Origin of the sequence: Pararhizobium sp. DWP3-4, assembly GCF_049898205.1 — a bacterium.
GTDB lineage: Bacteria > Pseudomonadota > Alphaproteobacteria > Rhizobiales > Rhizobiaceae > Pararhizobium.
Map to the genome: position 1 here is coordinate 418873 of NZ_JAFCXF010000006.1, position 22918 is coordinate 441790.

Consider the following 22918-nt stretch of genomic DNA (forward strand, 5'->3'; position numbering starts at 1 on the left):
ACGCTTGCCGTGCTAGGCCAAGTGTCATGAGCGACCTGCCAAACCTGAGAAAACGGATTGCCACCGAATTCAGCGCGCCGAAGCGGACGCTGGACAACAGGCGTGTATCCAAGGCGCCCCTTGCCGATGATCCGCATTCGCTGGAGCCGGAGGATGGCTTCAATGCTTCCAAGGAGCGTTATCCGGCGCTGAAACCGGCCTTGGCCGGCACCGGTCTTCTGGGTTCTGCCGCCATTCTCGGCACCGGCATCGACGCCGGGTTCTATCTGCTTTCGGCCGGTCTTGCCGTTGCCGGCGTCACCGGTGCCGCCCTGTTGCTCAAGGATTGGTACGGATCCAGCGTCAGGCCCGTTGCCGCCAAGGGACGTGTCCGGGAAGAAAAAGCCAGCGATAGCCGCTGGGAGCGCAGCGAGACGTCGCAGCTTCTGTCCACCATCCACGACGCGCTCGGCGATATCGCCATCATTCGCGAACCGGGCGGCAAGATCGTCCAGGCCAATTCGGTGTTTTGCCGGCTGACCGGATGGTTGAAGCCGGAAGGCCGGACCTGCGAGGCGCTCGGGATCGAATTCGAACCGGCATCGGCCCCCGATCGCTACCGAGTCCGCATCTTGACCGATGCGGGGTCAAAAATATTCGACTGGCATGATGTAATCGCCCGCGAGCCGGCAAGCGGTGTCTTCATGCTGCACAGTATCGCCCGCGACGTCACCGAGGAAAGCCGGATCGCCCGCGAAAGCGAGGAGGCGCGCCGCCGCGCCGAACGCGCAAGCCAGGCGAAGTCGAGATTGCTGGCGACCGTAAGCCACGAAATCCGCACGCCGCTGTCCGGCATTCTCGGCATGAGCCATCTGATCAGCCAGACGCGGTTGACGAGCGAGCAGAAGAACTATCTCGCCGGGATGCGCGAATCGGGCCATGCGCTGGTGCAACTGGTTGACGATCTGCTCGATTTTTCGTCGATCGAGGCTGGCCGGTTCCAATTGCGCCCAGCGCCGGAACCCTTGCGGGAAACCATCGAGAGCGTTGTCGAGATGCTGTCGCACCGAGCCCATGAAAAGGGTATTGAGATCGGCGCCACCATTGCCGCGGATGTGCCGGGCCTGATGGATTTCGACGCGGCCCGTCTGCGCCAGGTTTTGTTCAACGTCATCGGCAATGCTGTCAAATTCACTCATGCTGGCGGTGTGCTCGTCAGTGCCGCGCTGGAACGCGAAATGATCGTCATCAGCATCGATGACAGCGGTCCAGGCATGACCGCCCAGGAACAGGCGCGGATATTCGACGAGTTCGAGCAAGCGGGCGCCAGCGCCCAGCGCGCCGGCGGCGCCGGTCTCGGCCTCGCCATCTCGCGCCGGATCATGGAGGAATTTGGCGGCTCCCTGACGCTTTCCAGCGTTCCCGCCCAAGGCAGCACGTTTGAAATCCGCTTCCCCGCCCTTGGGTGCGATCTCGCCAACGCCTCTCTTGCCAGAAAAGACGTGCTGGGCATGTCCCGTGTTCTGGTCATGGCACCGGCCGGTCCGGCATCCGCAGCGCTGTCTGCGACGATCCGGACGCTCGGCGGCTTCTGCGAACGTGCCGGAACGATAGAGGAGGCGCAAGCCGCCGCTGTGCGGGCGATGTCAACGGGGATGCCCCTGACCGACATCATCGTCGATCATCGCCACGCTGCGCAGTTCCGCCGCCTGCTGGCGCAGATGCCCGGCCTCGAACATCAGAAGCTTCGCAAGACCTATCTGATCAATCCGGAAGAGCGCAACGGCCGGCAGATCAACCAGATGGACGGTTACCATGCCTGGCTGATCAGGCCGCTGCGGGAAAAGTCGCTGGTCGAGGTGCTGCGCGGTCGCATGAAAGGAATGGAAGTGCGCGACGCGATTAACGACAACCGCCCGATGCTGCGCGAGGTCCCCGCACTGCGCCAGATGCCGGGCCAAGGCGGCGTGCTTCTCGCCGAGGATGATCCGATCAATGCCCTGATGGTGCGTTCGGTGCTGGAGCGGGCGGGCCACACCGTTCGGGTCGTCGATGATTTCGCTGCGCTTGCCGTCACCTTGTTCGATGCGCCGGCTGCCGTGCGTATCGCGCCGGAGCTGATCATCAGCGATCTGAACATGCCGGGCGGTGATGGGCTATCGATGATGGAGCGCCTGCGCCAGCATGAGCGCCAGTCCGGCAGCAGACCCGTCCCGGTCATCATCCTGACGTCCGATACGCAACTCGAGACGCGCCAGAAACTCATGGTTGCCGGAGCAAACGCAGTGCTGTCGAAACCCGCCGATCCGAAGGCGCTGACCGCAGAGATCAATCGCCTGCTCGCTCCGTGATTTCCACTGTTTTCTTGGCTCGCCGATGTCACTATCCTGTCGCAGAAACATGGTTTAAGCCGGACAGGTTCAAAGCGACTAGGATGACGTACGATGACAATCGAAACTCTGGATATGGTTGTGGCGGTTGAACAGCCGCAGACCCGTGTCCGGGGCGTCAATGCCCCGGTGCATGACATACTCGGCCGTATCGGCAACCTTGAGACACGGCTGGCCCGCAACGCGTCCGAGATCGATGCCGCGCAGGCTGTCCGATACCGGGTCTTCGTCGAGGAGATGAAGGCGCAGATTCCCCAGGACGCCGATCGCCGCAAACGCGACGCAGATGCCTGGGATCTGGTCTGCGATCACCTCTTGGTTCTCGATACGTCCATCGAAGGCGATCCCGAAGACCAGATCGTCGGAACCTATCGCCTGCTTCGCCAGGACATCGCTGCCCGTACCGGTGGTTTTTATTCGGCTTCGGAGTTTTCGGTTGGATCGCTGCTGGAGCGCCATCCGGACAAGAAGTTCATGGAACTCGGGCGTTCCTGCGTCCTGCCGGAATACCGCACCAAGCGCACCGTCGAACTTCTGTGGCAGGGCAACTGGGCCTATGCGCTGAAATACGGCGTCGATGCCATGTTCGGCTGCGGCTCGTTTCCAGGCGTTATTCCTGAAGAGCACGCATTGGCTTTGTCCTTCTTGCACCACAACATGGTTGTGCGGGGCGAGTGGGACGTGTCTGCCCGCCCGGAACTCTACCGCACCATGGACCTGATGCCGGTCGAAGCCATCAACATGCGCAAGGCACTGGCCGCTTTGCCGCCGCTGATCAAGGGTTACATGCGTCTGGGCGCCATGGTCGGCGACGGTGCCGTGGTCGATCACGCTTTCCGCACCACCGACGTGCTGATCGTTTTGCCGATCACCAATATTTCCGGCCGCTACCTGAACTATTACGGAGCCGACGCTGGCCGTTTCGCAAGCTGAATGCTCGGGCGCAAAGGTTACCGAGAGTTAACTTGACAAAGTTTAGATAATGCTAATACACATCGCCTGTTGATGGAGGCTTTTGATAAGTGTTCCGATGCTGTGTATCGAGTATTGAGCTTGGCTGTTTTAAATCAAGTCTGATATTGCGCAAAATGAAACCCGCCTCGGTATTTTCCAAGGCGGGTTTTCATTTGGCTCAACTGTTGGCGTTATGTGCCGCAAGTGCTGCCATGTTGACGATGTCGGAATCCTTGGCGGACATCGAGACAATCTGGACCGATTTGTCGAGGCCGACGAGCAGCGGGCCTATAACGGTCGCTCCACCGAGTTCCTGAAGCATCTTTGTCGAGATCGATGCCGAATGGAATGCCGGCATGACCAGCACATTGGCCGGTCCCGACAGGCGGCAGAACGGATACTGTTCCATCACCTTGGCGTTCAGCGCCACATCCGCCGCCATCTCGCCGTCATACTCGAAATCGACGCGGCGTTTGTCGAGGAGCTTGACCGCTTCGCGCACCCGCTCCGAACGCTCTCCGGAGGGGTGGCCAAAGGTCGAATAGGCGAGCAGTGCGACGCGCGGTACATAGCCGAGGCGGCGTGCAAGGCCGGCGGCCTCTTCGGCGATGTCGGCCAGTTCGTCCGCAGACGGCATGTCGTGAACTGCGGTATCCGCAACCAGCACCGTCCGGCCACGGCAGAGCGCCAGCGACACGCCGATCACCCGGTGGCCGGGTTTTGGATCGATACAGCGGCGAACGTCGTCCAGTGCCGTGGAATAGTTGCGGGTAATGCCCGTCACCATGCCATCGGCGTCGCCCAGTGCCACCATGCACGCGGCGAAGTGGTTGCGGTCGTTGTTGATCAGCCGCTGTGCATCGCGAAACAGGTAACCCTGCCGCTGCAGGCGAGCGTAAAGATAATCGGTATAGGCACCGGTGCGCTTGGAAATGCGGGCATTGACGAGTTGGATGCCGGGCCGGTCGAGATCGATGCCTTCGCGCTCCGCCGTTTCGCGCATCCGGTCTTCCCGGCCAAGCAGCATGGCGGTGCCGAGTTCCTGGTTGGCGTATGCAAGCGCCGAACGCATCATCTGCACCTCTTCGCCTTCGGCAAAGACGATCCGCTTCGGCTGGCGGCGAACGCGCTCGTAGATACGCTGCAGCGTCGAGGCGATCGGGTCGCGGCGGGCCGACAGCTGCCGTCCATAGGCGGCGAGATCGGGGATCTGCTTGCGGGCAACGCCGCTCTCCATCGCAGCCTTGGCGACGGCGACCGGGATGGCCGAGATCAGGCGCGGATCGAAAGGCACGGGAATGATATATTGCGGCCCGAAACGCGGCCGGTTGCCCTGGTAGGCGGCGGCGACGTCGTCCGGCACGTCTTCCTTGGCGAGACTTGCCAGCGCCTGGGCCGCGGCAATCTTCATTTCCTCATTGATCGTCGAGGCATGCACGTCGAGCGCGCCGCGGAAGATGTAGGGAAAGCCGAGAACGTTGTTGACCTGGTTGGGATAGTCGGAGCGGCCGGTCGCCATGATCGCATCGTCACGGATGCGGGCGACTTCTTCCGGGGTGATCTCCGGATCGGGATTGGCCATCGCGAAGATGATCGGCCGGTCCGCCATCGAGCGGATCATTTCCTCCGACAGCGCGCCCTTTTGTGAAAGACCGAAAACAACGTCGGCGCCATCCATGGCTTCCGTCAGGGTGCGGCGATCTGTTTTCACCGCGTGCGCCGATTTCCACTGGTTCATGCCCTCGGTGCGGCCCTGATAGATCACGCCCTTGGTGTCGCAAAGAATGATGTTGGCGGGGTTGAAGCCCATCGACTTGATAAGCTCGATACAGGCGATCGCCGCTGCACCGGCGCCATTGCAGACCAGCTTGGTCGTCTTGAAGTCGCGCCCGGTCAGCGTTAGCGCGTTGATCAGGCCGGCGGCTGCGATGATCGCAGTGCCGTGCTGGTCGTCATGAAAGACCGGGATATCCATCACTTCGCGCAGCCTCTGCTCGATGATGAAACATTCCGGTGCCTTGATGTCCTCCAGATTGATGCCGCCGAAGGATGGGCCGAGGAACCGCACGCAATTGATGAACTCGTCGACATTTTCGGTATCGACTTCAAGGTCGATCGAATCGACATCGGCAAACCGCTTGAAGAGCACGGATTTGCCCTCCATCACCGGTTTGGAAGCGAGTGCGCCGAGATTGCCGAGGCCCAGAATGGCCGTACCGTTGGAAATGACGGCCACCATGTTGCCGCGGGTCGTGTAGTCATAGGCCTTGGAGGGATCGGCGGCGATCGCCTTGACCGGAACGGCGACCCCTGGCGAATAGGCAAGCGATAGATCGCGCTGCGTCGCCATCGGTTTGGTCGGCGAAATCTCCAGTTTACCGGGCCGCCCCTGGGAATGGAAATCCAGCGCTTCCTGATCCGTAACGCTGGTCGTGCTGCGACCGGGCTTGTCGTTTGCGGGCATAAGTCCTCCAACCTTTTGTGGGCGACGGCTCTCCTCAGCCGCTTTGGTGTTGTCTTCTATAAACGCGCATGGATAGTGTGGCACCACTTTTTTGGAACCAGCATGACTTTTGTAGCCGAGCCAATCACCCGCCCTCCCGAGGTTCTGACCGCCGCGCAACTGGCGACGGAGGAAAGCCGCGCCACGGCCACGCCGATGATGGAACAGTTCATCGAGATCAAGGCGAACAATCCGGATTCGATCCTGTTTTACCGGATGGGCGATTTCTACGAGCTGTTCTTCCAGGATGCGGTCGAGGCATCGCGGGCGCTCGGCATCACGTTGACCCGGCGTGGCCAGCATCTCGGTCAGGATATCCCGATGTGCGGCGTGCCGGTCCACGCGGCCGACGATTATCTGCAGAAGCTGATCGGTCTTGGCTTCCGTGTCGCCGTCTGCGAACAGGTCGAAGACCCGGCGGAAGCCAAGAAGCGCGGCGGAAAATCGGTGGTCAAACGCGATGTCGTGCGCCTCGTCACGCCGGGCACGATCACTGAAGACAAATTGCTGTCGCCATTCGAATCCAACTATTTGATGGCGCTCGCCCGCGTTCGCGGCACGGAGCCGGCGATCGCGCTTGCCTGGATCGATATTTCCACCGGCGTCTTCCGGCTTGCCGAGACCACCGAGACGCGGCTGCTCGCCGATATCCTGCGCATCGAGCCGCGTGAGCTGATCCTGGCCGATACGGTCTTTCATGACCCGGAGATGCGTCCGGTTATCGATATTCTTGGCCGCGTCGCGGTTCCGCAGCCGGCCGTGCTGTTCGATAGCGCCACGGCGGAAAACCGCGTCACCCGTTATTATGGCGTCAAGACACTCGACGGCTTCGGCAGTTTCTCACGTGCCGAACTCGCTGCAGCGTCTGCCGCGATCTCCTATGTCGAAAAGACCCAGTTTGCCGAACGCCCGCCTCTGGGCGCGCCGGAGCGCGAGAGTGCTGCCTCGACACTGTTCATCGATCCCGCTACCCGCACCAATCTCGAGCTGGTGAAAACCCAGTCCGGCGATCGCAACGGTACGCTGTTGAAGGCGCTGGATCGTACCGTCACCGGCGGCGGCGCTCGCCTGCTTGCCGAACGGCTGATGTCGCCGCTGACGGACCCGGAGCGGATCAACGCCCGGCTCGATTCCATCTCGGCGCTTGCAGAACAGCCGTCGTTCTGCAGCGACCTGCGGGCCGCGCTGAAACACGTACCCGACATGCCGCGCGCTTTGTCGCGCCTGTCGCTCGGCCGTGGCGGTCCACGTGATCTCGGCAGCATCCTTGCCGGTTGCCAGTCTGCAGCCGAGGTTGCCGGCCTGCTCGGCCGCAGCGATCTTTCGCAAGAGCTGGGTGCCGCCCGTCAAGCGGTCAGCGCGCTGCCGCAGGATATGGTCGCAGAACTGGCGGCCATTCTCGGCGACGAACTGCCTTTGTTGAAGCGCGACGGCGGCTTCCTGCGCGATGGCGCCAGTGCCGAACTGGACGAGATGCGGGCGCTGCGCGACCAGTCGCGCCGGGTGATCGCCGGGCTGCAGCTCGACTATGCAGAAGAAACCGGCATCAAGTCGCTGAAGATCAAGTACAACAATGTGCTCGGCTATTTCATCGAGGTGACCCAGGGCAATGCCGGGCCGATGACCGATACCCCGGAGGCCAAGGCCCGCTTCATCCATCGCCAGACCATGGCCAATGCCATGCGCTTCACCACGACGGCACTCTCCGATCTCGAAACCAAGATTGCCAATGCAGCCGACCGGGCGCTGACCATCGAGCTCGAAGCCTTCGACAGGCTGTCGGCCATGGTCGTGGCGCAAGCCGAAGCGATCAAGGCGGCAGCGCTTGCGCTGGCCGTCGTGGACGTGTCGGCAGGTCTGGCAACGCTGGCCGAGGAGCAGGCCTATTGCCGTCCGCTGGTCGATATGTCGAAAATGTTTGCCATCGATGGTGGCCGCCACCCGGTCGTCGAACAGGCGCTGCGCCGCCAGTCGGGTGCAGCCTTTGTCGCCAATGCCTGCGATCTGTCGCCGCATGACGGTGAGGGCGATGGCGCTATCTGGCTTTTGACCGGTCCCAACATGGGCGGTAAATCGACGTTCCTACGCCAGAACGCCCTGATTGCCATCATGGCGCAGATGGGCTCCTTCGTGCCCGCTACATCGGCTCATATCGGCATTGTCGACCGGCTGTTCTCGCGCGTCGGCGCGTCCGATGATCTCGCCCGTGGCCGCTCGACTTTCATGGTCGAAATGGTCGAGACGGCGGCGATCCTCAATCAGGCGACCGATCGTTCGCTCGTTATCCTCGACGAAATCGGCCGCGGTACCGCCACCTTCGACGGCCTGTCGATTGCCTGGGCCTCGGTCGAGCATCTGCATGAGGGCAACCGCTGCCGCGGATTGTTCGCCACGCATTTCCACGAATTGACGGTCCTGTCCGAAAAGCTCGAGCGCCTGTCGAATGCCACCATGCGCGTCAAGGAATGGGACGGCGACGTCATCTTCCTGCATGAAGTCGGGCCTGGTGCTGCCGATCGTTCCTACGGCATCCAGGTCGCGCGCCTTGCCGGCCTGCCCGCCTCCGTCGTTGCGCGTGCCAAGGATGTGCTGGCAAAACTCGAAGATGCTGACCGCAAGAACCCGGCCAGCCAGCTGATCGACGACCTGCCGCTGTTCCAGGTGGCCATCCGCCGCGAGGAGCGCGTCAAGGCCGGTCCATCCAAGGTGGAAGAAGCTTTGAAAAGCCTCAATCCCGATGATATGACGCCACGGGAGGCCATGGACGCGCTCTACGCGTTGAAGAAACAACTTGGCAATTCTTGACCGCTACAGTCCTGTCCATTCTCGGACAAAAGGTCTATAGCGCATGCAAAAGCAGCGGCTCGCCGAGCCCGCCGGACAGGAAGACGGTCGGCCTTTGATGACCATACATGAGACGTCATTTCCCGATATCCTGAATGCAGCGGCACTCAGGGCCAAGTGCAGTTTCATCGCTTCTGCGCATGCGGAACACCGCGACATGATGCGTCAGGCGCTGCTGGCAGCTTTCAAGCAAGCCAATTTGGCCGGCCGTGAAAAGGCCCATGAACTGTTGCTCAAGGATGGCAGCGGGCTGAAATGCGCCGAGCGGATTTCCTGGCTGCAGGACCTGCTGATCACCGTCCTGCATGATTTCGTCCTCAACGAGGTTTTCAACGCCGCCAACGCGCAGCCGTGGACACGCATCTCCGTCACCGCAGTCGGCGGTTATGGCCGTGGCACGCTGGCGCCGGGGTCGGATATAGACCTTCTTTTCCTGCTGCCGGTGAAGAAGGCCGTCTGGGCCGAGCCCGCCATCGAATTCATGCTCTATATCCTGTGGGATCTCGGCTTCAAGGTTGGGCATGCAACGCGGACGATCGAAGAGTGCATCCGGCTGTCGCGCGGCGACATGACCATTCGCACGGCGATCCTCGAAACCCGCTATATCTGCGGCTCAAAGGAGCTGGCCGACGAGCTTGAGACCCGCTTCGATACCGAGATCGTCAAGAATACCGGCCCCGACTTCATCGCCGCCAAGCTTGCCGAGCGTGACGAGCGCCACCGCAAGGCTGGCGACACGCGCTATCTGGTCGAGCCGAACGTCAAGGAAGGCAAGGGCGGCCTGCGTGATATCCACACGCTGTTCTGGATCGCCAAATATTTCTACCGGGTGAAGGATTCTGCCGATCTGATCAAGCTCGGCGTGCTGTCGCGTCAGGAATATCAGCTTTTCCAGAAGGCCGACGATTTCCTCTGGGCGGTGCGCTGCCATATGCACTTCCTGACCGGCAAGGCGGAAGAGCGACTGTCCTTCGATATTCAGCGCGAGATTGCCGAAAGCCTCGGCTATCACGACCACCCCGGCATGACCGCCGTCGAGCGCTTCATGAAGCACTATTTCCTGGTCGCCAAGAGTGTAGGCGATCTCACCCGTATCTTCTGTGCGGCACTGGAAGACCAGCAGGCCAAGCAGCTTCCGGGCTTCACCGCCGCGCTCAGCCGCTTCACCCACCGCATCCGCAAGATCGCCGGCACCCTGGAATTCGTCGATGACGGCGGCCGTATCGCGCTGGCAAGCCCGGATATTTTCAAGCGCGACCCCATAAATCTGATCCGCATCTTCCACGTGGCCGATATCAACGGCTTGGAGTTCCATCCCGCCGCCTTGAAGCAGGTTACCCGGTCGCTCGGCCTGATCACCCCTGCAGTGCGCGACAATGAAGAGGCCAACCGGCTGTTCATGTCGATGCTGACCTCGCGCCGCGATCCGGAGCTGATCCTGCGACGGATGAACGAAGCCGGTGTGCTCGGCCGCTTCATCCCTGAATTCGGCAAGATCGTCTCGCTGATGCAGTTCAACATGTATCACCACTATACCGTTGACGAGCATCTGCTGCGCGCCGTCGATGTGCTGTCACGGATCGATCAGGGCCGTGACGAGGAACTGCATCCACTGGCCGTCAAGCTGATGCCGGGCGTCGAGGATCGCACCGCCTTGTTCGTTGCGGTTCTTCTGCACGACGTCGCCAAGGGCCGTCCGGAAGATCATTCGACTGCCGGTGCCAAGGTTGCCCGAAAACTCTGCCCGCGCTTTGGCATGACGCCCAAGCAGACCGAAACGGTGGCGTGGCTGATCGAAGAGCATTTGACCATGTCGATGGTCGCACAGACGCGCGACCTTAACGATCGCAAGACGATCATCGATTTTACCGAAAAGGTTCAATCGCTCGACCGCCTGAAGATGCTCTTGATCCTGACCATCGCCGATATCCGTGCCGTCGGGCCCGGTGTGTGGAACGGCTGGAAGGGCCAACTGCTGCGCACGCTGTACTACGAGACTGAACTGCTTTTGTCAGGCGGTTTTTCCGATCTGCCGCGCAAGGAGCGTGCGGCGCATGCGGCCGATGTGCTGTTTGAGGCTCTGTCCGACTGGAGCCAGAAGGATCGTGAGACCTATACCAAGCTGCACTACCAGCCCTATCTGCTGTCGGTGCCGCTCGAAGACCAGCTGCGCCATGCCCGCTTCATTCGCGAGGCCGACAAGACCGGCCGTGCTTTGGCAACGATGGTGCGCACGCACCAGTTCCACGCCATCACCGAGATCACCATCCTGTCACCGGACCATCCGCGTCTGCTTGCCGTCATCGCGGGCGCCTGTGCCGCCGCCGGGGCCAATATCGTCGATGCGCAGATTTTCACCACCTCCGACGGCCGGGCGCTGGATACGATCCTGATCACCCGCGAGTTTCCGGTCGATGACGACGAGATGCGCCGGGCGGCGAATATCGGCAAGATGATCGAGGACGTGCTGTCGGGCAAGAAACGCCTGCCGGAAGTGATTGCCAGCCGCACGAAACATCGCAAGCGCAACAAGGCGTTCACGGTGCCGCCGGCCGTCACCATCAGCAACAGCCTGTCGAACAAGTTCACCGTCATCGAGGTCGAGTGCCTCGATCGCACCGGCCTGTTGTCGGAGGTCACCGCCGTGCTCTCCGACCTGTCGCTCGATATCGCCTCGGCGCATATCACCACTTTTGGGGAGAAGGTCATCGACACGTTCTATGTCACCGACCTTGTCGGCCAGAAGATCACCAATGAGAGCCGGCAGAGCAATATCGTCGCGCGGCTGAAGGCGGTGATGTCGGACGAGGCGGACGAGATGCGCGACCGCATGCCCTCCGGCATGATCGCGCCGCAGCACACGCGCTCCGTCACCGGTGCTAAAAAATCCAAGGCAGAATCATGAGCCTCGTCAAGAAATTCATGACCGTCGGCGGCGCCACGCTCGGCAGCCGCATCTTCGGTTTCGCCCGTGAAATGCTGATGGCGGCGGCACTTGGGACCGGCCCGATGGCCGACGTCTTTTATGCGGCGTTCCGGTTCCCCAACCTGTTCCGCCGCCTCTTTGCCGAAGGCGCCTTCAACGCCGCCTTCGTGCCACTGTTTTCCAAGGAGATCGAAGCCAACGGCACGGATGGCGCCAAGCGTTTCTCCGAGGAAGTGTTCGGCGTTCTGTTCACGGTGCTGCTGCTGATCACCATAGCGATGGAACTGTCGATGCCGCTTCTGGTGCGCTTCGTCATCGCGCCCGGTTTTGCCGATGATGCCGAGAAATCAGCTCTCACCGTGCGCATGGCGATGGTGATGTTCCCCTATCTCATGTGCATGTCGCTGACCGCGATGATGAGCGGCATGCTCAATTCGCTGCACCACTTTTTTGCCGCCGCCGTGGCGCCGATTTTCCTCAACGTTGTGATGATCGGCGCGCTGTTTTACGCGCTCTACACCGGTGCCGATCCGCTGGCGACCGCCTGGTATCTGTCCTGGGGCGTCATGGTAGCAGGCGTGCTGCAGCTCGGGGTCGTCTATCTTGGCGTCCTTCATGCCGGCATGAGCATCGGCCTCAGGTTTCCCCGCATCACGCCCAACGTCAAGCGCCTGCTGATCCTGGCGGTCCCAGCTGCCATCACCGGTGGTATCACCCAGATCAACCAGTTGATCGGCCAGGCGATCGCCTCGGCGCAGGATGGTGCCATCGCCGCGCTGCAATATGCCGACCGTATCTATCAGCTTCCGCTTGGTGTTGTCGGGGTCGCTGTCGGCGTCGTGCTGCTACCGGAACTGTCGCGGGCGCTGAAAGGCGGCCATCTGCGCGAGGCCGGAAACCTGCAGAACCGCTCGATCGAGTTCGTGCTGTTCCTCACCATTCCGGCTGCCATCGCCCTGTGGATTCTCTCCGACGAGATCATTCGGGTGCTGTTCGAACGCGGTGCCTTCCATGCCGGCAATACCGCCGTCGTCGGCTCCATCCTTGCCATATACGGTATTGGCCTGCCGGCCTTCGTGCTGATCAAGGCGCTGCAGCCGGGTTTTTACGCGCGCGAGGACACCAAGACGCCGATGCGCTTCTCGGCCGTTGCCATTGCTGCCAATTGCGCTCTGGCAATCACGCTGTTTCCCCGCTTGGGTGCGCCGGGCATCGCGGTTGCCGAAGCCACAGCCGGATGGATCAGCACGGTCCTGCTCTTCGTGACGCTGCTGCGGCGCGGTCATCTGACATGGGAATGGGCTCTGCTGCGCCGCACGGTTCTGCTGATTGTTGCCGCGTCGATCATGGGTGGCGTTCTCTATTATCTACGCAGTGTGTTCGCCGTTTCATTGGCGTCAGGGTCGCCGTTCTGGACAAAACTGGGCGCGCTCGGAATTTTGATCGGCGTCTCGATGGTCGTCTATTTCGCCGTCGCTTTCCTGATCGGCGGAGCAGACCTGTCGATGATCCGGCGAAACATCAAGCGCAAGGGTGCCGCCAACACACCGCCCCCCACGGACACGTGAGGCGAGCAGCAGGGCTTCACGCCCGCTTTCCGGAACGGCGCTTGGCGCTGAGGAAGTGGCGGTTCGATTTGCCGCAATAGGTCCACTGGCGCCGGGACCCGGTATCGACATGAATGATCCCGTTGCAATAGCGGCCGATACCGCCAATGCCCGGTGCTGTTTTCGCCGCCGCGATGATTGCGCTATCCGAAATACCGGATACGCGGATATCCGCTGCCTGGCAAAACCGGTGCATCGAACCGGAACGGTGTGAGCGCGGCCGGTGGCCGGAGGTGACCAACGGCCGGCGTCCGGTTTTCGCAGCGATATGTGCCAGTATGCCCTCGAGACGCGGGGAAAAGCAGCCGGTTTTGACCGATACGGTCTGGACGGCATAGGCCGTGGTTCTGCTGTGCACGGGAAGCCTCACTTTACGCGGACGGTCGTCCTTGGCTTCGGCGACGGCGAAATTGGAAACGGCGAGCAGGCACGCAAGCGCGAGCGATAGTAGGTTGCGCATGACAATCCTCTTGGCATGGCTCTGCTCGGTGTCCTTTTTGGAGCAGGCCCCATCCAGATATTGGTTCGCCGCGCTATCGGAGTGCGCAGTACAGCAGAACGAGCTCGGCTGAGAACCTGGTTGCGGTGACGAATTGGTAAATTCATCCGAAATGAAGCAATTTTGTGAAATTTTCGTCTTCTAGCTCTAAAGAGCTATGCCGTATTGGCGCCATACTTGTTAACTCTCATGGAACATTAGAGGAAAAAATTCCAAATTGGATCTTTGGATTCAATATCTTGGCAGGCCGTTCCTCCACTCTGGAGGGAATTTGCCGCCGGCGTCGATCGCACGCCTCTTGATCGCCGCTGTTCCAATGTGCATAAGCCGCCAACAGCAACAGAGGCCGGGCCCTCCACAAGCCCGAATGAGGACACGATGTCAGACTTCAAGCCGCTCGTCTTTTCCGGCGTTCAGCCGACAGGCAATCTCCATCTCGGCAATTATCTCGGGGCGATCCGCAAGTTCGTGGCGCTGCAGGAAAACAACGACTGCATCTATTGCGTCGTCGATCTTCACTCGCTGACCGCACAGCTGGTTCATGAGGATTTGCGCAACCAGATCCGCTCGATCGCTGCCGCCTTCATTGCAGCCGGCATCGATCCGAAGAAGCACATCGTCTTCAACCAGTCCGCCGTGCCTCAGCATGCCGAGCTCGCGTGGATCTTCAACTGCGTCGCCCGCATCGGCTGGATGGAGCGGATGACCCAATTCAAGGACAAGTCCGGCGGCAAGAATGCCGAGCAGGTTTCGCTGGGCCTGCTCGCCTATCCGAGCCTGATGGCTGCAGACATTCTCGTCTACCGCGGTACGCATGTGCCGGTCGGCGACGACCAGAAGCAGCATCTGGAGCTCGCCCGCGATATTGCTCAGAAGTTCAACATCGATTTCAGCGACCATATCCGCCGGACCGATTACGGTGTTGATATCAAGGTCGGCGATGAGCCGGTGCATGCCTATTTTCCGATGGTCGAGCCCCTGATCGGCGGTCCAGCGCCGCGCGTCATGTCGCTGCGCGATGGCACCAAGAAGATGTCGAAGTCGGACGCTTCCGACCTGTCGCGCATCAACCTGATGGACGATGCCGAGACGATCTCCAAGAAAATCCGCAAGGCGAAGACCGACCCGGATGCCCTGCCGAGCGAAGTCGATGGCCTGAAGGGCCGCCCGGAAGCCGATAATCTCGTCGGCATCTACGCAGCCCTATCCGACAAGACCAAGCCCGAGGTGCTCGCAGAATTCGGCGGCCAGCAGTTCTCGGTCTTCAAGCCGGCTCTGGTCGATCTTGCGGTGACTATTCTTGCCCCGATCTCGGGCGAAATGCGCCGCTTGATGGATGACACCAGCCATATCGACGGCATCCTGCGTGATGGCGGCGAGCGAGCGCGGGCACGGGCGGAAGTGACGATGAAACAGGTCCGGGAAATCGTCGGCTTTCTGCAATAATTCGCCGCAAAAGAAACCTTGCAGCCAAAAATATCGGGTGTAAGAGTCGCCTCATGGTTTCAACACGACTCTCAAGACTGGAAGGTCACCGCCGCAAATTCATGGCGGTGATCGACGATACGCCGGAATGCGGCCGCGCCGTCCACTATGCCGGCATGCGCGCCAAAAACTCCAATGGCGGTCTTGTTCTGCTTTATGTCATTGCCGACGCAGACTTCCAGCAATGGCTGGGTGTCGAGGGTATCATGCGCGCGGAAGCCCGCGCCGAAGCCGAGGCAACGCTTGCCAAGATCGCCCAGACTGTGCGCGAAACGATCGGGATCGAGCCGGAAATGGTCATCCGTGAAGGTGGCGCAACCGATCAGATCTACAGCCTGATCGAGGAGGATCGAGATATTGCCATCCTCGTGCTGGCCGCCGGTTCCGCCAAGGATGGCCCCGGTCCGCTGGTGTCGTCGATTGCCGGTAAAACTGCGGCTTTCCCGATTCCGGTGACGGTGATACCGGATTTGCTGACGGACGAGGAAATCGACGCGCTGAGCTGAGCCCTGCCGTTAATGCCAGGATCAACGGAATTGATCCTGGGCGGCCGAAACGCTTGCCCACGCATCTTGAAGCCGCCGTCCAAACGGCTTATATTCTTTTGAACAATTCTAAACAGGCTGGTTGAACGCGATCCCGGCCGACGCGGAGCAAAAACATGTTCATCCAGACCGAAGCCACGCCGAACCCCGCCACGCTGAAATTCCTGCCGGGCAAGGTGGTGATGGAAAATGGCACGGCGGAATTCCGCGATGAGGAAGAAGCTGCAGCCGGATCGGCTCTCGCTGCGCGCCTGTTCATGATCCCCGGCGTGACCGGCGTCTATTTCGGCTATGATTTTATCACCGTCACCAAGGAAGCGCAGGAATGGCAGCACCTGAAGCCTGCTATCCTCGGCTCGATCATGGAACATTTCATGTCCGGCCAGCCGGTGATGGCAGTCCATACGCGCGCTGAAGAAAGCGATCAGGACGGCGAGTTCTTCGATGAGGGCGACGAGACCATTGTCGCGACCATCAAGGAATTGCTGGAATCCCGCGTTCGTCCGGCCGTGGCCCAGGATGGTGGCGACATCACCTTCAAGGGTTTTCGCGACGGCACGGTTTTCCTCAACATGAAGGGCGCATGCGCCGGCTGCCCATCTTCGACGGCAACGTTGAAGCACGGCGTGCAGAACCTTTTGCATCATTTCATCCCCGAAGTGCAGGCGGTCGAAGCCGTCTGAGCGAGCGTTCATCCGTGCCGCGACTATCCATCAAAGTTGAAAAAGCATGATCGTCCTGGCCCTCGACACGGCTGGGACGGGTTGTTTTGCTGCGGTCTATGACAGCGGCAACGACATGGTTCTGGCCTCTGCCGGTGCCGATATCGGCCGTGGCCACGCCGAGCAACTGATGGGCTTTATCGATGAGGCGCTGGCGGCCTGTGGCAAGGTACTTGCGGATATCGACCGCATCGCCGTCACCGTCGGCCCCGGTTCCTTCACCGGCATCCGTGTCGGCGTCGCTGCCGCGCGTGGTTTTGCCCTGGCGCTTGGCGTGCCCGCCGTCGGCGTGACAACACTTGCCGCCATTGCCGAAGCTGCCCGCCAAACGCATCCGGGACGCGCCATATTGGCGACGATCGATGCCAAGCGCGACGAGCTTTATTGCCAGAGTTTTGAAGCCGACGGCAGGCCGCGCAGTGAAGCGCTGATGCTTGAAATTCCAGAGGCCCAAAGACTGTTTGCCGATTTCGACGGCCTCATCTGCGGCACCGCCACCAGGCATCTGAAGGACAACCCGCCGGAAAACACCGCGCAAACGGATTTGACCGACATCCGTCTTGTCGCCCGCCTGGGTGCCATAGCCGATCCTTCGCGCGGCAAGCCGAGCCCGCTCTATCTGCGGGGTCCCGACGTCAAGTCGCAGGCCGGTTTTGCGGTGGCGCGAGCATAAGATGTCGCTGTCCGACTATTTCGTCCGCAAGCCGGAATTCGAAATCTTCGCCCTGGAAACAGCTGATCTGCCGCAGGCAGCCGCGATCCACAAATCGCGCTTTACCCACGCCTGGAGCGACGGCGAACTGCATTCGCTGCTGAGCCAGGGCACCGTTTTCGGCTTCATCGCCCGTCAGAACAACGCCTATACGCGACCATTCATTACGCAACCGCTTGTCGGTGGCTTCGTGCTGTCGAGGGTGGCGGGCGGTGAAGCGGAAATCCTGACGATCGGTATCGATCCACGATTTTCGCGCCTCGGTCTTGGTTGGCGTTTGATGCGGGCCGCGTTGCGCGAGGTGCGCGATCAGGCGGCCGAAGCGGTTTTTCTTGAAGTTGACGAGACCAATATTGCCGCCATCGCTCTCTACCGGAAACTCGGCTTTGCCAAGGTTGGTGAGAGACGTGCATATTATCAAGATATTAACGGCGCCAAAACCGGCGCCCTTGTCATGCGTCTCGATCTTGGCTAGCCGTACCCGCTTGACCTGACTGATGTGAAGCGGACCTGGAAGAGAAACGCGCTTGCGCTGCAATCCCCACAGACCATGCAGAGATCACGATAGACGCGGCTCGTTGCGGGTGGCGGCTATGCCGGCCGCCGTGCTGGGAAACAGCGCGTGATCAATTGGCTGCGCGTCACGCTGTGCATGACGATTCTCGTGCTTGCGACCCTTGTCATGGCGCCGGTGCAAATCGTTTTCCATTGGCTGGACACGCCGCAACGGCGTACGCTGCCGCGCCTCTGGCACCGCTTGGCCTGCCACCTCGTCGGTATCCGGGTCCGCGTCCACGGTACGCCGGACCGGCAGCGGCCACTGATGCTGGTATCCAACCACGCCAGCTGGAAGGATATCCTTGTTCTCGGCTCGATCGCCGATGTGGTCTTCGTCGCCAAGTCCGACGTCAAGGCCTGGCCGGTCTTCGGCCTTCTGGCACGCTTGCAGGCAACGATCTTCATCGATCGCGATCAAAAGCGCACCACCGGCAATCAGGTCAACGAGATCGGCAAGCGGCTGGCCGACGGCGAGATCGTCGTTCTGTTTCCCGAGGGCACCACATCGGATGGCAACCGGTTGCTGGAGATCAAGACCTCGCTGTTTGGCGCCGCCGCTGCCGCCGTGCCGATGTCGCCAACCGGTGCCGTCCATGTCCAGCCGGTCGCCATCGCCTATACCGGCATTCACGGCATGCCGATGGGCCGTTATCACCGGCCGGTCGCCGCCTGGCCGGGTGACATCGCGCTGGCGCCGCATCTGCTCGGTATCCTCTACGAGGGTGCTGTCGATGTCGATGTGATCTACGGCGAGCAGATCACCTACACCGCAGAGAGCAATCGCAAGGTCGTCAGCCGCCAGGTGGAAAAGAGCATCCGCTCGATGCTGGCTCTCAAGTTGCGCGGCCGCTGACGCAGCCGGGGCAAGGGAAGGGGCTTCAATTTTGGGCCTCGATGCTCTATGGAACCGGGCATGACACAGGAAATCGCCGTTTTATCCGCAAAGCCCGAAATTGCTCTTGAAAGCCCACCGGTCCGCAAGGTCTTTGTGAAGACCTACGGCTGTCAGATGAACGTCTACGATTCCGACCGGATGACGGATGCGCTGGCGAAAGACGGCTATGTCTCGACCGACGTCATGGAAGACGCCGATCTTGTGCTTTTGAATACCTGTCATATCCGTGAGAAAGCGGCCGAGAAGGTCTACTCGGCGCTCGGGCGGTTGCGTGATTTGAAGAAGAAAAAGGCCAGCGAAGGCCGCGAAATGATGATCGGCGTTGCCGGTTGCGTGGCGCAGGCCGAAGGCGACGAAATCCTGCGCCGGGCGCCCGCCGTTGATCTCGTCATCGGCCCGCAGACCTATCACCGTCTTCCGGAAGCCTTGAAACGCGTCCAGCGCGGCGAGCGGGTGCTGGAAACCGATTATGCCATCGAGGACAAGTTCGAGCACCTGCCGGCACCGGACAAGGCCAAGACCAAGGCGAGAGGCGTCACCGCTTTCCTCACCGTGCAGGAAGGCTGTGACAAGTTCTGCACCTTCTGCGTCGTGCCCTATACGCGCGGCTCCGAAGTGTCCCGGCCGGTTGCTCAGATCGTTGCCGAAGCCCAGAAGCTGGTCGATGCCGGCGTACGCGAAATCACGCTTCTCGGCCAGAACGTCAATGCCTGGCACGGCCTTGGAGCCGATGGCGAAAAGTGGGGGCTGGGCCAACTGCTGCATCGCCTGACCCAGATCGAGGGCCTTGCCCGTCTGCGCTACAGCACCAGCCACCCGCGCGACATGGAAGACAGCCTGATCGAGGCCCATCGCGACCTGAAGCAGCTGATGCCCTACCTGCATCTGCCGATCCAGTCCGGCTCCAACCGCATCCTCAAGGCGATGAACCGGCGGCACACAACGGCCGAGTACATCGCGCTGATTGCCCGTATCAAGGCAGCCCGGCCCGATCTTGCGCTGTCGGGCGATTTCATTGTTGGTTTTCCCGGCGAGACCGACGAGGACTTCGAGGATACGTTGCGCCTGGTGGAAACCGTTGGTTATGCACAGGCATTTTCGTTCAAGTATTCGACCCGCCCGGGAACTCCCGGCGCCGACCTCGGCGATCAGGTTCCGGAAGACGTCAAAGCCAAGCGATTGGAAAGATTGCAGGCTTTGTTGCTAAAACAGCAAAACGAATTTGCCCAGCAATGTATCGGCAAGACCATCGACCTGCTTCTAGAGAAGCCTGGCCGCATGCCGGGGCAGCTGATCGGCCGTTCGCCTTGGCTGCAGTCGGTGAATGTTGATGCAAACGCATCGCAAATCGGTGACATTGTTTCTGTACGAATCACTGGTGCGGGCCCTAACAGTCTGTTTGCCGAAGTGGTAAGCTGAAGGACCGCTAACTCAAGGAGCCTGACCGCTTGAACGGACACGAATTGGTTTCATCCTCGCCGCGCCAGTCGAAAACATCCGCGACAGACGTCAATCACTTCGTGCTCACATTTGAGAACAACCGGTTCGCCAGCGAGTTGTTTGGCCAGTTCGACCAGAACCTCAAATTGATCGAACAGCGCCTGCATATCGATGCACGGCCGCGCGGCAATTCCGTTTCGATCTCGGGCGAAGTGGTCGCCACCAATCAGGCCCGCCGGGCGCTCGATTATCTCTACGGGCGCCTGCAGAACGGCAGCACCGTTGAATCCTCCGATGTCGAAGGCGCCATCCGCATGGCTGTTGCCGCCGATGACCAGCTACAGTTGCCGACAATGGAAAAGAAAGCCAAGCTCAACCTCGCGCAGATTTCGACGCGCAAGAAGACTGTTGCGGCCCGCACACCGACGCAGGACGCCTATATGCGCGCGCTGGAGCGGTCCGAGCTGGTGTTCGGTGTCGGCCCTGCCGGTACCGGCAAGACCTATCTGGCGGTGGCACACGCTGCACAGCTTCTGGAGCGCGGTGCGGTTGACCGCATCGTGCTGTCGCGTCCTGCCGTCGAAGCAGGCGAACGCCTCGGCTTCCTGCCCGGCGACATGAAGGACAAGGTCGATCCGTATCTGCGGCCGCTCTACGATGCGCTCTACGACATGATGCCCGGCGACAAGGTCGAACGGGCTATCACTGCCGGTGTCATCGAAATCGCGCCTCTTGCCTTCATGCGCGGACGCACGCTCGCCAATGCCGCCGTCATCCTCGATGAGGCGCAGAACACCACGGCGATGCAGATGAAGATGTTCCTGACGCGTCTCGGTGAAAACGGCCGGATGATCGTCACCGGCGATCCAAGCCAGGTCGATCTGCCCCGCGGCGTCAAGTCCGGCCTTGTCGAGGCCCTGCAGATCCTCAAGGGGGTCGAGGGCGTGTCGGTGGTCCGCTTCAAGGATGTCGATGTTGTTCGCCATCCGATGGTTGCCCGCATCGTTCGTGCCTATGAGGCAACGACCGCCGTGCATGACGAAAGCGAGCAGGGCGACCGCTGAGGCGGAAGCAAGCCAATCATGACGAGCCTTGATATTCAGATCAGCGTCGAGGAAGGCCCATGGCCTTCCGAGGCGGAACTTTTATCGCTGAGCGAGCGCGTCCTTGGCGCGAGCGCCGAATTCCTGCAGCGCGAGGAAAAACAGCCGTTTCCGAAAATGCCGCCGGAAGTGTCGCTGGTCTTCACCGACGATGCCTCCATTCGTGAGATCAACGCGGAATGGCGCAGCCAGGACAAGCCGACCAACGTGCTGTCTTTTCCAGCCTTTCCGGTGACGCCGGGCAAGATGCCGGGGCCGATGCTCGGCGATATCATCCTTGCCCATGAGACGCTGGTGCGCGAGGCCAATGATCTCGGCAAGCCTTTCGACGAGCACCTGACCCATCTCCTGGTGCATGGATTTCTGCATCTTTTCGGCTATGATCACCTCGATGAGAGTGATGCCGAAAGAATGGAGAGCCTGGAGACTCGCATTTTGGCCGGTCTTGGTTTATCTGATCCCTATGGGGACAGCGATCCCGTTTGATAGTTTGGAACAATGAGCGATTTTAGAGCACAGCCGGCCCCGGCTGTAAGAGACGAGGCGGAAGCCTCCAGTCAGGACGAAGCGGGCAGTAGTAGCACCGCCCCGAAACCTGAGAACGGCAAGTCTGGCTCCTCCTTCTGGAGCCGTGCAGCCCGGATCTGGCGTGCGGGCAATGCCTCCAGCCTTCGTGAAGATCTTACCGACGCGTTGATGACTGGTGCGGCCGATGGCGATACGGCTTTTACGCCGGCCGAACGCGCCATGCTCAACAATATTCTGCGTTTCCGTGAGGTCCGTGTCGAGGATGTCATGGTCCCCCGGGCCGATATCGAAGCGGTGGATCTCAGCATAACCATCGCCGAGCTGATGGTCATTTTCGAGGAATCCGGCCGCTCGCGCATGCCGGTCTACAGCGAAAGCCTCGATGACCCGCGCGGCATGGTCCATATCCGCGACCTGCTGTCCTATGTCACCAAACAGGCCCGTAACAAGCGGCGCAACGGCAGCCGTTCAACGGCCAGCGCAACAGCCAGCACGGCGGAAAAGCCGGTTCGCCAGCCTAAAGCCGGGTTCGATCTCGGCCGCATCGATCTGTCAAAGACAGTCGAAGAGGCCGGCATCATCCGCCAGGTCCTGTTCGTGCCGCCGTCCATGCACGCCTCGGATCTGATGCAGCGCATGCAGGCCGCCCGTATTCAGATGGCCTTGGTGATCGACGAATATGGCGGCACCGATGGTCTCGCTTCGCTTGAGGATATCGTCGAAATGGTCGTCGGCGATATCGAAGACGAGCATGACGATGAAGAAGTCATGTTCGCAAAAACCTCCGATGATGTCTTCGTGGCTGATGCCCGCGTCGAACTGGAAGAGATTGCCGCAGCGATCGGACCGGATTTCGATGTGCGCGAGCAGCTGGAGGATGTCGATACGCTCGGTGGCCTGGTCTTTGCAGCACTCGGCCGCATTCCCGCCCGTGGCGAAGTGGTCCAGGCGATCCCCGGTTTCGAGTTCCAGGTTCTGGATGCCGATCCGCGCCGTGTGAAGCGCGTGCGGATCGTTCGAAAGCGTCCACCGGCCCGCCGCCGTCCGGCAAAGGGCGAAGAGGATGTGCCTTTCGAGGCATCACCAATCGCCGAGCCGGAAAAAACACTGCGCGAAACCGGCTGAGCCCCTACGCTCTTCGCCTAAAACGCTGTTTCCAGGCACGACAAGCCGCTGCTTTTTTGGAACACTGCCGCCACGTTGATTCGGATCGACGGTTTTTGCGCGT

Annotated in this window: 17 protein-coding genes; 15 read left to right on the forward strand and 2 right to left on the reverse strand. The window is 60.9% G+C overall.

The features are described 5' to 3' along the window. Positions 1-26: 26 nt before the first annotated feature. Positions 27-2330: an ATP-binding protein gene (locus ACP7E6_RS18270; RefSeq protein ID WP_426231142.1), complete on the forward strand. Its 2304-nt coding sequence runs from the start codon at positions 27-29 to the stop codon at positions 2328-2330. Between the two features lie 93 nt (positions 2331-2423). After that, positions 2424-3302: a GNAT family N-acetyltransferase gene (locus tag ACP7E6_RS18275; RefSeq protein WP_426231143.1), complete on the forward strand. Its 879-nt coding sequence runs from the start codon at positions 2424-2426 to the stop codon at positions 3300-3302. A 199-nt stretch (positions 3303-3501) separates the two neighbouring features. Here the strand turns inward: ACP7E6_RS18275 and ACP7E6_RS18280 are convergent, their stop codons facing one another. Further along, positions 3502-5787, reverse strand: coding sequence for an NADP-dependent malic enzyme (locus tag ACP7E6_RS18280; RefSeq protein ID WP_426231144.1), 2286 nt, complete (start codon positions 5785-5787; stop codon positions 3502-3504). Between the two features lie 102 nt (positions 5788-5889). On the opposite strand from ACP7E6_RS18280, the gene mutS reads away from it, so the two are divergent. The 3 genes from mutS (at position 5890) to murJ (ending at position 13164) form a co-directional block, all read left to right on the forward strand. After that, positions 5890-8631, forward strand: a complete 2742-nt coding sequence (gene mutS, locus ACP7E6_RS18285) for a DNA mismatch repair protein MutS (protein WP_426231145.1) — start codon at positions 5890-5892, stop codon at positions 8629-8631. 97 nt (positions 8632-8728) lie between these two features. Next, the gene (locus tag ACP7E6_RS18290; protein ID WP_426231146.1) at positions 8729-11575 is read left to right on the forward strand and encodes a [protein-PII] uridylyltransferase; all 2847 of its coding nucleotides are present in this window, start codon (positions 8729-8731) and stop codon (positions 11573-11575) included. Then, positions 11572-13164: a murein biosynthesis integral membrane protein MurJ gene (gene murJ / locus ACP7E6_RS18295; protein WP_426231147.1), complete on the forward strand. Its 1593-nt coding sequence runs from the start codon at positions 11572-11574 to the stop codon at positions 13162-13164. Before ACP7E6_RS18290 ends, murJ begins: the two co-directional genes overlap by 4 nt. Positions 13165-13180: 16 nt before the next feature. On the opposite strand, the gene ACP7E6_RS18300 is transcribed toward murJ, so the two are convergent. Then, entirely contained in the window at positions 13181-13663 is a 483-nt protein-coding gene (locus ACP7E6_RS18300; protein WP_426231148.1) for a YcbK family protein, read from the reverse strand. 417 nt (positions 13664-14080) lie between these two features. Between ACP7E6_RS18300 and trpS the strand changes: the two genes are divergently transcribed. The 10 genes from trpS to ACP7E6_RS18350 all read left to right on the forward strand — a co-directional run bounded on the left by trpS (position 14081) and on the right by ACP7E6_RS18350 (position 22815). Next, positions 14081-15148, forward strand: a complete 1068-nt coding sequence (gene trpS / locus ACP7E6_RS18305; RefSeq protein WP_426231149.1) for a tryptophan--tRNA ligase — start codon at positions 14081-14083, stop codon at positions 15146-15148. A gap of 53 nt (positions 15149-15201) precedes the next feature. After that, on the forward strand, positions 15202-15693 hold the full coding sequence (locus ACP7E6_RS18310) for a universal stress protein (protein ID WP_037104521.1): 492 nt from the start codon (positions 15202-15204) through the stop codon (positions 15691-15693). 155 nt (positions 15694-15848) lie between these two features. Next, complete coding sequence (locus ACP7E6_RS18315) at positions 15849-16415, forward strand: NifU family protein (RefSeq protein WP_113313971.1); 567 nt, start codon at positions 15849-15851, stop codon at positions 16413-16415. Between the two features lie 46 nt (positions 16416-16461). Next, positions 16462-17127 carry a tRNA (adenosine(37)-N6)-threonylcarbamoyltransferase complex dimerization subunit type 1 TsaB gene (tsaB, locus tag ACP7E6_RS18320; protein WP_426231150.1) on the forward strand — a complete coding sequence of 222 codons (666 nt, stop codon included), beginning with the start codon at positions 16462-16464 and terminating at the stop codon, positions 17125-17127. A gap of 1 nt (position 17128) precedes the next feature. Further along, positions 17129-17641: a GNAT family N-acetyltransferase gene (locus ACP7E6_RS18325; protein WP_426231151.1), complete on the forward strand. Its 513-nt coding sequence runs from the start codon at positions 17129-17131 to the stop codon at positions 17639-17641. Positions 17642-17788: 147 nt separating this feature from the next. After that, a complete protein-coding gene (locus ACP7E6_RS18330) occupies positions 17789-18577 on the forward strand; it encodes a lysophospholipid acyltransferase family protein (RefSeq protein WP_426231152.1) in 789 nt (262 codons plus the stop codon). 60 nt (positions 18578-18637) lie between these two features. Continuing rightward, positions 18638-20038: a tRNA (N6-isopentenyl adenosine(37)-C2)-methylthiotransferase MiaB gene (miaB, locus tag ACP7E6_RS18335; protein WP_426231153.1), complete on the forward strand. Its 1401-nt coding sequence runs from the start codon at positions 18638-18640 to the stop codon at positions 20036-20038. A gap of 29 nt (positions 20039-20067) precedes the next feature. Then, complete coding sequence (locus tag ACP7E6_RS18340; RefSeq protein WP_426231154.1) at positions 20068-21123, forward strand: PhoH family protein; 1056 nt, start codon at positions 20068-20070, stop codon at positions 21121-21123. Between the two features lie 18 nt (positions 21124-21141). After that, entirely contained in the window at positions 21142-21648 is a 507-nt protein-coding gene (gene ybeY / locus ACP7E6_RS18345) for an rRNA maturation RNase YbeY (protein ID WP_426231155.1), read from the forward strand. Positions 21649-21660: 12 nt separating this feature from the next. Beyond that, complete coding sequence (locus ACP7E6_RS18350; protein WP_426231156.1) at positions 21661-22815, forward strand: transporter associated domain-containing protein; 1155 nt, start codon at positions 21661-21663, stop codon at positions 22813-22815. The last annotated feature ends 103 nt before the right edge of the window (positions 22816-22918 follow it).

Bases quoted from the DNA above. Each gene is read 5' to 3' on its own strand.
- miaB (WP_426231153.1), top strand. From the start codon at position 18,638: ATGACACAGGAAATCGCCGTTTTATCCGCAAAGCCCGAAATTGCTCTT.
- ACP7E6_RS18275 (WP_426231143.1), top strand. From the start codon at position 2,424: ATGACAATCGAAACTCTGGATATGGTTGTGGCGGTTGAACAGCCGCAG.
- tsaB (WP_426231150.1), top strand. From the start codon at position 16,462: ATGATCGTCCTGGCCCTCGACACGGCTGGGACGGGTTGTTTTGCTGCG.
- ACP7E6_RS18325 (WP_426231151.1), top strand. From the start codon at position 17,129: ATGTCGCTGTCCGACTATTTCGTCCGCAAGCCGGAATTCGAAATCTTC.
- ACP7E6_RS18350 (WP_426231156.1), top strand. From the start codon at position 21,661: ATGAGCGATTTTAGAGCACAGCCGGCCCCGGCTGTAAGAGACGAGGCG.
- ACP7E6_RS18280 (WP_426231144.1), bottom strand. From the start codon at position 5,787: ATGCCCGCAAACGACAAGCCCGGTCGCAGCACGACCAGCGTTACGGAT.
- ACP7E6_RS18290 (WP_426231146.1), top strand. From the start codon at position 8,729: ATGACCATACATGAGACGTCATTTCCCGATATCCTGAATGCAGCGGCA.
- ACP7E6_RS18300 (WP_426231148.1), bottom strand. From the start codon at position 13,663: ATGCGCAACCTACTATCGCTCGCGCTTGCGTGCCTGCTCGCCGTTTCC.
- murJ (WP_426231147.1), top strand. From the start codon at position 11,572: ATGAGCCTCGTCAAGAAATTCATGACCGTCGGCGGCGCCACGCTCGGC.
- ACP7E6_RS18310 (WP_037104521.1), top strand. From the start codon at position 15,202: ATGGTTTCAACACGACTCTCAAGACTGGAAGGTCACCGCCGCAAATTC.
- ybeY (WP_426231155.1), top strand. From the start codon at position 21,142: ATGACGAGCCTTGATATTCAGATCAGCGTCGAGGAAGGCCCATGGCCT.
- ACP7E6_RS18315 (WP_113313971.1), top strand. From the start codon at position 15,849: ATGTTCATCCAGACCGAAGCCACGCCGAACCCCGCCACGCTGAAATTC.
- trpS (WP_426231149.1), top strand. From the start codon at position 14,081: ATGTCAGACTTCAAGCCGCTCGTCTTTTCCGGCGTTCAGCCGACAGGC.
- ACP7E6_RS18270 (WP_426231142.1), top strand. From the start codon at position 27: ATGAGCGACCTGCCAAACCTGAGAAAACGGATTGCCACCGAATTCAGC.
- mutS (WP_426231145.1), top strand. From the start codon at position 5,890: ATGACTTTTGTAGCCGAGCCAATCACCCGCCCTCCCGAGGTTCTGACC.